This is a genomic window from Ureaplasma canigenitalium ATCC 51252 (assembly GCF_000712165.1).
Lineage (GTDB): Bacteria > Bacillota_I > Bacilli_A > Mycoplasmatales > Mycoplasmoidaceae > Ureaplasma > Ureaplasma canigenitalium.
The window spans coordinates 41,748-54,718 of the sequence record NZ_KL544010.1 but is presented as its reverse complement, the minus strand read 5'-3'; the positions used below and the strand labels follow the sequence as shown (position 1 = coordinate 54,718).

General features: G+C 31.1%; 4 protein-coding genes. All 4 read right to left on the bottom strand.

The genetic code is table 4. The features are described from left to right. Window positions 1-44: 44 nt before the first annotated feature. The gene (locus T416_RS0102275) at window positions 45-9,650 is read right to left on the bottom strand and encodes an SGNH/GDSL hydrolase family protein (RefSeq protein WP_031489199.1); all 9,606 of its coding nucleotides are present in this window, start codon (window positions 9,648-9,650) and stop codon (window positions 45-47) included. Between the two features lie 224 nt (window positions 9,651-9,874). Continuing rightward, complete coding sequence (gene msrA / locus T416_RS0102270; RefSeq protein ID WP_051675939.1) at window positions 9,875-10,390, bottom strand: peptide-methionine (S)-S-oxide reductase MsrA; 516 nt, start codon at window positions 10,388-10,390, stop codon at window positions 9,875-9,877. A gap of 1 nt (window position 10,391) precedes the next feature. Next, the gene (locus tag T416_RS0102265; RefSeq protein WP_031489197.1) at window positions 10,392-11,237 is read right to left on the bottom strand and encodes a DUF1266 domain-containing protein; all 846 of its coding nucleotides are present in this window, start codon (window positions 11,235-11,237) and stop codon (window positions 10,392-10,394) included. Then, on the bottom strand, window positions 11,215-12,963 hold the full coding sequence (aspS, locus tag T416_RS0102260; protein WP_038079816.1) for an aspartate--tRNA ligase: 1,749 nt from the start codon (window positions 12,961-12,963) through the stop codon (window positions 11,215-11,217). The genes T416_RS0102265 and aspS overlap by 23 nt, the downstream gene beginning before the upstream one ends. Window positions 12,964-12,971: the final 8 nt, after the last annotated feature.

Genomic DNA, 12,971 nt, shown 5'->3' with positions numbered 1-12,971 from the left:
TATAGTTTAAATAAAAAACAAACGCTTGTGCGTTTGATTTCAAATTACATAGGGTACTTTAGTTCTTCTTTTTTCTTTTTATAAGGTTTTGCATCCTTAATCATTGTAAAAATTTCATCAACTAAGTCGTGGTTACTATCCCAATGACGCGAGCGTGTCTTACCTTGATATTGACGTCAGTAGGTAATCATAAATAGGAAGTCAGTGTCTTGGTAATTTGATGAATTAGGATATGTGTATCCCCCTCATCAAGTGCTAGTTCCACGGTTACCAAAAATGTATTTTAGGATTAATTTGTCACGACGATTAAATTCATCTTGTTTGGTTCCCCGAACGATGTTAAGAACTCGTTTCTCACCAACAGAAACAAATCCTCACCATAAACTTGAGTCGCTGTTTTGGAAGAATGATTCGTGAGCATATCAAAGAGCGACAATACCAATTCGGATAATTGCCTCAGTGAATGGATTATCACTAATTAAGGTTGGTTTTGTCCCATCTTCTTTCTTAAATTCCTTCTCACTAGTTCACAGTTTTTCAAAGAGTTTTTTAAATTCTTCTTCTTGGTTAACGATCTTTAAGTTCTTGGGATTTGGTTTCTTCTTTGGGTTAAATGATTGGGTAATTGTTTGACTAAAAGGCTGTCCTTCTATACTTAATAAACCTTCAAAAAGTGGATATTTTCCTTCTTTTTTATCCATTGAATTCTTAATCTTAGAATATTCTGCAATTGGTGATTTGCTGAAGATGATGTTGATTAATTTTGTGAAGTTTAAAATATCAATACCTTTTTCATTATGCTTCTTATCAACAAGCAAATCAACTAATTTAAAGTAATTATCAAAATCGCTTAAGCCATAATCATTAATTGCTTTAGTAATTTCAGAAACACCTTTTGTTTCGATTTCTTCAAGACGATATTTTTTAAGGATGGTAAAGATTTCATCGATGAAACCCTTAACGAAGTCAAGTTGTTCATAATTGTCAATGACATCCTTGATAACTCGTCGAACAATTTCAACATCATCGTTGGTTGTATTTTCAAGTTTTAATTTATTGAACAATCCCTTAGCAATTGCATTTGTAACAAAATCATTTTTTATTAATGAAATACCAACAGCAAGGGTTTTGGGTTTAAGGATAGTATCAAATTGCTTTTGATAATAATGATTAATAATATCAAGAATGTTACTCTTTATCGCATCCCCATATTCGTTGTTTTCGTTATTAATTATTTGCTCAATAATGTCATCAAAAATATCTCGAATATCTTGATTTTTAAAGACAAAGTCAAATAACTGACGAACAAATGATTTTGATTCTTCTTCATTGAAACCAATTAGTTTTTCTAACATTGGAACAAGCTTCTTGTTAATGATTTGTTTTAAAACAATAATTGGTTTACTGTCATCAAGTAGATAATGAATGGAATCTTTAACTGTTTTCTTAATTAAATCCTTGATTGAAGAATCCTTTAATTCGTCTGAATTTAAAATTCCTTTTATAATGGCAATTCCGTAAGGTAAAGCATCTTTTTTTGTACCTTCAGCATTTAGGGTTTCATTACCAGAAGAAGCTCCTGGAGCGGTTTCCGTCTTATTTGATGAAGATTCAGGGGTTGAAGTTGATGATACATTATCAACTGTCGATTCTCTTTCATTACCATCACTGACATTAAAGATTGAAGCAAATCACTCATTGTATTTACTCTCAGGAATAAGTTCAATCACAGTCTTAACAAATTGAGTTAATTTCTCTCCATCATAGTGTTTTAGAATCCCAACAAATTTCCCGATTTGGGATGGACTAAACACTTTTTCCTTAATGTTTTTTTCAATAATGTTTGATAAATTCTTGCCTTCTTCATTAGGGTTGTAAGTTCGAATATCTTCTTCAAAGAAAGTCATTAATTGATTAAGCATTTCGTCAGTCGCTTCTAATTGACCAAGATGTTCCATTATTACTTCAACAGGGTAAATTAGTTTCGCTTTTTGTTCAGATGTTATTTCTTCAATATTAAGATAATCACGGAACATCGCAACAAGGAGATCGGTTAGTTTATGACCAAGAATACCGTTCGGTTTAAGAACAAGATCAATCATTTCTTTAATCGTTGTCTTAATTTCATTTTTCTTTGTAAAGAAGAATGTTGAAATAAATTCAATCGTGTTATTAACTGTCTTGTAATCATTTTTATTAAGAAGTAAATCCTTAACTAGTATTGAAAGTAGATTACTTAACTTAGTATAAAGTTCCTTGCTCTCAAAAATACTAGTAATTAATGTTTTAAACTCTTGTTTTAAATCAGCAAAAGCAGCAACGGATTTTGTAATTTGCTCACTCACAGAATCCGCTAATTTGCTAGCAAATTGATGAATAATACCATCTTCTTTTAAATGAACATCAATTAATTTACTTGCTAATAGATTAATAATATTCTTAATCTTATCTGGAGTTTCTTTCTTTAATGAAAGAGTTAGTAATTTTTGAACATACTTAAAAGTATTAGCATTATTTAACTTTTCAGCAAACTGATTAATTTGCATCGCGAAACTAGTTTGTGGAGTAGTTGGTGAAGGTGAAGGCTTCGCTTCTTTCTTAAAGTAGTGGTCAAAATCAAATAAGGTGAAGACGTCAAACAAGAATGATGCATATTCGTCTGCTGATATGTCATCATTTTCAACTAATTTAATTAGTTCAATAAACGATTCATAACCTTCAAAGTCAAATATTTTTTTAACAACAGAAAGGGCATCCTTCATATTTTTAACTTTTAGGAATTCAAGCAAAATTGACGGATTCTTATTATTATCTTGCTTCTTTAAAAGAAGACGAATCTTTTCATCAACCAAAGGAATCTTCGTTAGGTTAGTGACAAACTTTTTAATAAATTCCTTAATGTTAGAAGTTAAATTACCATCAAGTTCGTCGATTGTTCTATTAGGACTAACAAATTTAAAGAGAGCATTTGAAATAGCATCACTTAATCCATCTACATTAGCAACGATATTGATTAACTGTTTCAATATTTTAACTAACTCGTCGCGCTTACTATCAATAACCTTCTGTAAAGCACTTGTCAGGGTGTTTTCTTCTTTTATTTCGTTTGCTTTTGCTATAAATCCATCGACTAAGACAGTAACAAGATTGCCAAATAAATCTTTGTTTTCCTTAATCTTGTCTCCTAGATTGGTAAAAATCGAATCCTTAAGGTCAGTCGCTATACCAACTTGATTAATGAAATCATTAATTGCTGTATTTTCTTTTAACTGACTAACTAAACGGTCAACAAGACTAGTGTTTTCGATAGTTTTTGTAACCACTTTAACAAGGATATTTTTAATCTTTGTTTTATTTTCATCCTTCACTTTTGAACTAAATCGAAGAGCTAATTCCTTAACTAATGGTAGAAGATTCTTCTCAATATCAAATGACGATGAGAAAATTTCAGTTTCATCATCACTGGTTGGTTTAGTGTCATCAACCCGGTTAAAGAAGTGGTTAAAGTCAAGTATACCTATAACACTTAAAATAAAGTTTACGTAATCATCTTCAGTTAAATCATTATTCTCAAATAAGTGAATAAATTGAGCAAAAGATCCGTAATTTTCATAATTGAAAATTCGTTTCACAACTTGAAGAGCAGACTCTTTATCAGTAACTGTTAGGAAATCAAGAATTAGCGAACCCTGTTGTTTATCGTTAGATAATACCTTATTTAGGTTTTCGTCAACTAAAACATTTTGTTCAATATTTTCTAGTAACTTACTAATGAAGTTAGTGATGTTATCCAAGGCTTTAACATCGATTTCTTCTCTATCCTTAACGGGAGATACATAGTGAATAAGAGCCGTTGTAATAAGATTTTTAACTTCATCAATGTTAAAAACAACCTTAATTAAGGATTTAAGATCGTTAATTAAGATGTTTGCTTTTTCATCAAGAATAAGTTGCAGGATTTCTTTTAGAGTCGTCTTACCCTTGATTTCATCTGCATGATTAATAAAACTTTCAACAAGGTTAAAAGGAAGACTTGCGAGAGTCACATTATTTTCAATAATCTTCTTTTCAAGACTCTTGAAAAGTTGATTAATCGAAGTCTCATCGATTCCATAATTAAGAAGAGTATTCTTAATTAACGGAATGTTTTTAACCTTATTAAGACTAAATTCAATTAATGGTTGATATTTAAAGATAACATCGAATAAGTGTTTAGCAACTGCTTTTAATTTCGTTTTTTGGTCATTAGTACTTTGACTAATTCGGTTTGCAATTCCTTTTAATAATGAAGTAATTAATTCTAGAGTGGAATTACTATTTTCTTCTTTTGATTGGTTGATGTTTTTTATTGATGAACTTGAAGAACTGTGAGTATTAATTCAGTCTTCAAGATAGTTAAATGGTAAATACTTAACAACTAAATCAATAAATCGATTAAGGTCATCAGCAGTTAAATCATTAGTTAATAGAAGGTCAATTAACGAAGAGAAATTTTCACCAGATGGGAAAATATCACTTGCTAACTGTTGAATAAAACGGTTGATATCTCCATCATTAAAGAGATGTTCAAGATGAGATGAAAGACTTGTTTTAGCCTTTTCTAAGGTCTTTGTATAAAGTTCTTGTTTAGTAATATTTTTAAAGATTACATCAATAACTTTTTTTAAAAGTAATTGCTCATTCTCTTCAAAGGTTGCTTTAAGCTTATTTGGTAAAAAATCATTTAACAGATAATCAGTGATTAATAAACGAAGTTGATCGTTTTTTAATAACGAATCAACAATTTCCGTTGCCTTACCTATGACTTGGTCATAATGCTTATCAAATAACTTTTTAATAAAACTACCAAAGGTGTCAGCATCAGCTAAAACGCTATCACCATCAAGTGCAATATTAATAATTTCCTTGAGTAAAGTACTAACCTGACCCAGTAAATTATGATCATCAAGGACATAATCAACAAGTTTATTGAGACTCGTATTAACTTTATCTGTCTTCAACTTTTGGTTGATTAGATTAAGGATAAATTGCTTAATTCAAGTTCTTATTTCATTGTGGTAAGTACCACTGGCATTTTGTAATAAAACATCATCAATCAAGGTATGTAAAATTGACTTAATCTTATTTTTCGTCTCTGGTTCTGCTTTAAAAATGTCTGTATAAAGGATTTTAAGAGCACTAAAAACTTGGTCAAAAATCGGTTTAAGGTTTTCTTTAGTTTTACCCTTATTGAAAGTTACATCAAAATCATCAATATATTCTTTGCTATTAACTCTAGGTTCAACCAGGTTAACTCATCAACCTTCAAAAACCTCTACGATTTCTCTTGGATTTGATGGTGTTTTTAGTAATTCAATTAGGAATTTAGTAACGACATTCGTTGACTTTCCATTTTGGTCTTGATTGTTTGAAAAAAGTATGTCAAGGAATGGTTTTAAGTTACCATCAAACAATGCAATGGTATTTTCTTCAGCTGTTAATTTTTCAGCAATCTTTTCAATTAAACCATCAAATGCTTTAACATCTGAGAGATGTTTTAAGTTTTCTTTGAAAACTTTAATGGTTTTCGCTTTTAGGTTTTCTGGAAGTTCGTTAAAAGACTTTGATGGATTAATCAATGGGACAATGATGTTCAGCAAAATGGTTTGAACTTTTTCGTTCGTTAAGACTTCATTAATAATTGATTTAACATAAGCCTTAATTTCAGTTATTGACTCCTTCACTAAAGCAGCGATTACACTCTTTAAATCTGGTTTATCCTTCAATGTTGATGGTGAGTTAAACAAAATAGAAGAAAATTTAAGAAGTAAATTTTCAAGTTCGTTATTCTTCCCGATCACAGTCTTTCTTAAATGACGAATAAATTCAACTTTTTCTTCTTTATTTAATAGGTTAAAACCAAGATAGTTTTGACTTTCAAGACCTACCACGGTCGCTTCATCAATAAAGTTAAGAAGGTCATTAGCATTTAATAGTTTCTTGATGAAGTGGTCAGCAACTTCCTTCATATCAGAAGCTTTTCCTGGGTCACGGTGGAATACTTCGCTATTTGTTAACTTATTAATAATTTGGTAAATTAATTCACCAACATTCACTCTGCTTGCTTTTGAATTAGTGATGATGTTCTGGTCAATCTTTGACTCCAATTCATCAACTTTCTTCTCTTTTAAAATATTAAGGAAGTCTTTTTTTCAGTCAATATGATCAACGACAATGTCAATGATTTGTTTTAGATCATCCTTTGTGATATTAGGTAGGTCGATGATTTCAACAAGTAGTCCTAAGTTCGGGATTGAGCCATAAAGAGCCGATTTTAGTTCATTTGAAAGAATTTTAAGACCAACGGACGGTTCACGAACTAAATGTTTAATACTATTAGAAATAGCAAGAATAACACTGTTTTTTGTTTCTTCAAAAGCCTTTAACTTGGTTAAACCTTTGATGACCTCAAATGATATTTTCTTAATGTGTTTAATGTCATCATCTTTATTATATCCATCCTTAAGTGGGATAAATTCAAGCATAATTCCACTAGCAAGATTAGAAATTTGTTCAACAATTTCAGGTTTATTAACATATTCATTAATTAAATTATCAATAATCCGGTGAACATATCTTCCATCTCCATCAAGGAAGATTTTAGGTAAATCAAGGAATGATTTTTGCTCTGCATACACTTCTGGACGTTCAAAAAGATCATCGATAAAGTTATCGAAAATGACTGTATATTTATCAAGAGAAATAAAGTGCTTAATCGATGTTTTGGTTAGGTTAAAAAGTTCTTTTTGAAACTTTTTTATGACAGCTACATCAGAAGAAAGAATTAAGTCACCAACTTTATTAATTCCATAGTCGGCAATGAAACTAATTAGTTTTTGAATTCCTCTGGCTCCTGCAAATTTATTTAAAGAGTACTTAAATAAATCAGCAATATCCTTCTTCTCAACTTGATCAATTCCTGAACTCTTAATAGCTTTTAGGAAATTACCAAAAATGGAAAAAACATCATTTTTAATTTCGGTCTCAATCGCAACGCGACGACTTCTTGCTCGTCGTTCCTTACTCGTATCAGAACCTTTACTAAATTGTTTAATAAGCGAACCAACATCATTAATTTGGTTATTCAAAAAGTTTCTAACCGAAGGGATATTAAAGATTTCATCAATGATGATTTTCATTTCATCCTTCGTAATATTTTTCTCTTTATAAGTTTTAAAAAAACTCTTAAAGAAACTCTCGCTACCGATGTTAGTTAAATTAAGAATGGTTTCGGTCGCATTAAAAGGTTTCTCATCAAGAAGGTTAAGATAGGTAAATTTCGAAGTTAGTGCGGTATAAAGATTATTTTCAATTTCAAGGACAATTGATGTCTTCGTATTATTATTTGGTTCAAGGAACTTATAAATCAATTGTTTAATGTGATCATTCTTTAAAACACTCTTAAATTCATCGTTTGCGAGAAAACTAAGGACATCATAAACAAGGTCAAAACCTTCCTTCTTAACAAGAAGGGTATTAATGATTTTACTAATCACACTCTTCGTTCTACTTTCATTATCAGAAAGCACCTTGACGATTAAATCGGATAATCCAGTTAGATTAGTGTACTGTTCAGTATGATCAAAAAGAGCATCAAGAGCAATATCGGCAATATCCTGCACAACATTATTTGCTCTAATTTGTTTCATTATATTCGTCACTTTAGTACGAACAAATTCCCTTTTTTCTGTATCAAGATTCGATGTGCTAAAACCAAGGATTAGCGACAATACACTGTCATTGTTAATAACATCATTAACAAAAATCTTTAAGATTTTTTTAATTTGATTTTTGTTTTTCTTAAAGAAAGGTGTTTCTAACATTTCTTTAATAAAACGATATAAATTTTGGTCATTAAGAAGGTTTTTCTTAATTACTTTACCAAGAATGTCACTATTGATTTTTTGAACACCAGGCTTATTATTTTGATCTAGATCAAGTTCATTTAAATCACGTTGAATTCCACCAAGTACATCGTCGATAAAAGAAGTTGAAGCAAAAGCTTCAGCTAATTTATAGAGATTATTGTGACCTTGACTATCGACTGACGAGAGAAATTTACTAATCTCTTCATCGCGGTCAATTCCAAAGGTAGTTAGGACATTAGCGATGAGGCTAAGATAACCATCAAATGATGATTCGTTTGAGACTAATCAGTTTTTAATGACAGAACCAGGTTTTGGAGTGTTTAGAAAAAATTTCTTGATTCTTTCATCTTTCTGCAATGCATTTTCAATCATGAAAAGCGGAGCTAACTTTGGTCCAAGTACCTTAAAAGCAATCTGGGTGTTTGTAAGCGGAGTGTTTGATTGTTGATTAATAAAAACAATTTGTTGCTTATAACTATCAACATCGTTTAAGTAGTAATCCTTCGTTCAAAGCGGACTAATTTCTTCAATTTCTTTTAAGTTTTTGCTCTTATTCTTATCTTGACGGAAAGCCATTTTAAGAATTAGGTCTTGAGCCATTTTCTTATAACCAAGTTGACTCGGGTGAATATCATAGAAGGTGTTTGCATAAAGATCTGGATTATTCACTCAATCAACTTGGTTATAACTATCAATAAAATTAACATTCGAAGAGGATGCAGCATCCTTTATTGCCCCGTTTAGGATAGAGAGAATTTCGTTATTAAATTTACGATTTTCACCTAGTTTAAGAGCATTGTTAATAACATCTCCAAGACGAAGTAGCGGCATTGGATAACTAATTAAGTTAATTGAAACATCAGGATTAATCTTCTTTATTTCATTAACTAGTTTTTCAAGATTAACCTTAATTTGGTTAGCCGCTTCCACTAATGTTTGATGAATGACATTGAATTGTCGAATTCTTTCTTCTTCATTAAAAAAAGTTAAAGTAAGAATCTTTTTAAAGTCAAGATGGTATAGAAAGTCGTTTGCTCCAAGTGTAATGGTAAGAAGGTTTGCATCCTTTAACTTATTCTTAAAACCAACTAAATCTTTTTCGTTAATCGTTTCTCGAGTCAAAGGAGTATTATTTTCATTTAATCCAAAATGAGCAAAATATTGACGAAGTTCATCCTTAAATGGATTCCCATCGGACTGGTCAAGTCTTTGACTAAATTTAAAAAAGTTATATTCTTTGTTTAAAAGATAATCATCATTCGGATTTCCAAGAAGATAGAGTCAATCAGTAACTCGTGAACCTGTTAATCCAAGGTTCGTAAAGTCAGCAAGACGACCCTCTTCAATCGTATTAATATAATTCGCAAGAAAAGACGGAAAGCTTCACCCTGAAACTTTTCCATCCTTAAAATTACCCCTTACATCATACCCAAGAGCACCATCAAAACCTGCGGTAATTGAGTCACCGATCGCAAGGTACTTCACCTTGGTGTGTGGTTGAATTTTAACATGACCAAAATCAAATTGAGCTTGATTGTTACTACTTATCTCAGAATTGTTAATTTGATCATCAATCCCAAGAATATCAACCTGGTCCCCCTTGTCACGTGTGAGTCCAACGAGATCGTTTTGCTCTTTCTTTTTCTTTGTCCCGTAGTAGACAGATGGTGCGATAATCCCAGCGGCCGCTAATATGGTCACAAGTGAAATTGTCGCATTCTTTACTTTTTTATTTTTAATCATCAATGAACTTCCTTCTTGCATTAAGCAATAAAGTCGTTACCATTAAATGGTATGTAAAGGATATCTATATACTATAAGTATATACTCCTTCTAAATTAATATTTAGTACTATATAGTATTAAAATAACGAATAAAAAGCATTCTAAAATGAAAAAACTAGCTATTTATCAAGAAAAAAGTCCTTAAATAGCTAGTATGTCATCAATTTTCAACTAAAAATGTCTTTATCAGAATGATTTTTTCTTTCTTAAATCAAGGTCAAGTTGTTCAAGATCGAAGCATAAGTAACCTTTTGGATGCTTATCAAGATACTTTTGGTGGTACTCTTCTGCACGATAAACATTCTTCAGAAATTCAACTTCCGTGACGATTTTTCTTGTGTAATTTGCTTGGAGTTTCGCTACATATTGATGAACAAAATTAAAATCTTCAATAGTATCAACATATATTCCATTACGGTATTGTGTACCGATATCATTATGCTGAAAATTAAGAGAAAATGGGTTAACTACCTTGAAAAAGCAATAAAGAATGGTCACAAGGGAAACAACTGTATCATCATAGGTAAGAACTACAACTTCAGCATAACCCGTTTCTCCACTACATACATCACGGTAACTTGGATCTGGAGTGTTACCATTCGCATATCCGACATAAGTGTCAATGACACCCTTTAAATTACTATAATATTTTTCAAGACCCCAGAAGCATCCACCTGCAAGGGTTATTCTTTTATTCATTTTATTCTCCTGTATCGGGGTTAAAAATTTCAAAATCAACTTCAGAAAACTGGTTATTGATTTGATCAAAATATATTAAAAATTGGTGTAGAACTTCTTTTATAAACATTGGACGGTTTACATCCAGATAACTAAAGAGAAGACCGTAAAGTAAGTTCGTGTGAAAAGAAGATCAAGTATCAAATTGACTCTTTATGATTGTATAAAATTCCTTTTGAAATTCGAAAACTTCTTTTTCTTCAATGAATCCAAGGTCGTATCCGAGACGGACAAGGAGCATTAACTTACTAATTTCATAAGCATATAAAAAATTCGGATTAATCTTTGTTTGAAGGGTATTTATAAACAAAAATTTAATATCGGTTAGGTGTCGATAGTGGTTCATTTTTATGTACTCATTAAAGTCAGACAGGTTTTTCTCATCAACTTCAATTGATTGGTTAAGGGTTTTAAGGTAGTTTGGATAATCAGAGACAAGAAAAAGACGTGAAACTTCTTTTTCTTCATCCATCATCTTCTTTCTTGGAAGATATTTTTCAAATTCCTCTTTGTTATTAATATGAAAAAACTGGTGAAGGACTTTCATTTTTGTTTTAAAAGAAACAACATTATCAGCATGATCTAAATTAATGCCTGTTGGGTTGAAACCAATGGTGTACGAAATTCAAGAAGTAAGTCCAACACTAAACTCATTTAGTGTTAGTTTTTTAAAATGGTCAGGATTTTTCACATTTGGAAAAAGTTTGCTAATTTCATCATGAACTTCATTAATGATTGCTATGTGTTCCTGTATATTAGGAATTTTTTCTTCAAGGTAGATTTCATTATTGTTTTTCGTTACAGTCATTATTTTTAATTCCTAAGATTGCTAATTCATCGTCATTTATAACATTAGGACACTCAAGCATCATATCAATGCCATTGTTGTTTTTTGGGAAAGCAACAACATCTCTAATGTATTCTGTGTTAATAAGAATCATCATTAAGCGATCAAGACCGAGTGCGATTCCCCCGTGAGGTGGTGCTCCATATTGAAAGGCTTCAAGTAAATATTTAAATTTAATTTTCGCATCATCGACATCCATTCCCATTGTTTTAAACATCCGTTCCTGCACGGCCTGGTCAACAATTCGAATTGAACCCCCACCAACTTCATAACCGTTTAGAACGATGTCATAGTTACGACCGATTGCTTTTTCTGGAGTAAGGTCAAAAGTGGATAGTGACTCAGCAGATGGACTTGTAAAAGGATGGTGCATCGCAAGGTATCGTTTTTGCTCTTCATCATAAACAAACAAAGGCCAATTAACAATTCAAGCAAATTCAAATACGTCTGGTTTAATTAGGTTTAAAATATTAGCTAAATTCACCCGAACTAGTCCTAGAGCGGTTGTAACCATCTCATATGCTCCAGTGATAACAAGAATCGTACCGGTTTTTAACTTATGATGGTTAAAGATGGAAAGAAATTGAAGATGGTCAATATCGTTCTTCATCATTGAACCATCAACGATTTTTTCATTTTCAACCGTCATATAAAAAAGACCCTTTGCTTTTTTATCACGAGCATACTTTGTTAGAATTTCAATTTCTTTTTTAGTTAGTTTTTTATCAACTATTAAATACTTTATGGTGTCGTTATTTTGGAAGGCCTTTTGAAAAATATCAGACTTCATTTTTTGAAATAAAACAGCACCATCATGCAACCTTAAATCAAAACGTAAATCTGGTTTGTCAGAACCATATAAATCAATTGCATCCTTATAGTCAATTCTTCTAAAAGGTAAGTTAAGCTCAATGTTTTTTGTTGACTTAAAGATATCAAACATTAACTCTTCAATCAAGTTTTGAATGGTAATTTCATCGATGAATGACATTTCAATATCGACTTGGGTAAATTCAGGTTGACGATCACTACGTAAGTCTTCATCACGGAAACATTTTGTAATTTGAAAATACTTATCAAAACCAGCCACCATTAATAGTTGTTTAAAGATTTGGGGACTTTGTGGAAGAGCATAAAATTTATGACTACGTGTTGGAACAAGAAAGTCACGGGCTCCTTCTGGTGTTGTTTTAGCAAGTATAGGAGTCTCTGTTTCGATGAAATCTCTTTGGTGCAGAAAATCACGAATAATTTTAGAAACTCGTGATCTAAGATGAAAAGTATTTATGTTATTGATTCTTCTTAAGTCAAGATAGCGGTACTGCATTCTTACATCTTCAGTTGCATCGGTTTCTTCTTCAATAATTAATGGGGTTGTTTTTGCTTTATTTAAAAGTTGAGCACTTTTAATGTTGATTTCGTAGTATCCTGTCAGAAGATTTTCATTAATCGATTTTCGTTTTTGTACAATGCCGGTAATCATAACTACATCTTCACGGTCAAAATCTTGGATAATCGGAAAAACAGGATTATCCTTATTTATGAAGCATTGAACAATTCCGTATCGGTCAAATAAGTCAAAGAAAATTAAATTACCTAACTTACGAATTTTCTTAACTCATCCATAAATCGAAACTTCTGTATTATTTAGATTGACCACATCTTTTGTATATATGCGTGTATTCATCTTTGCTT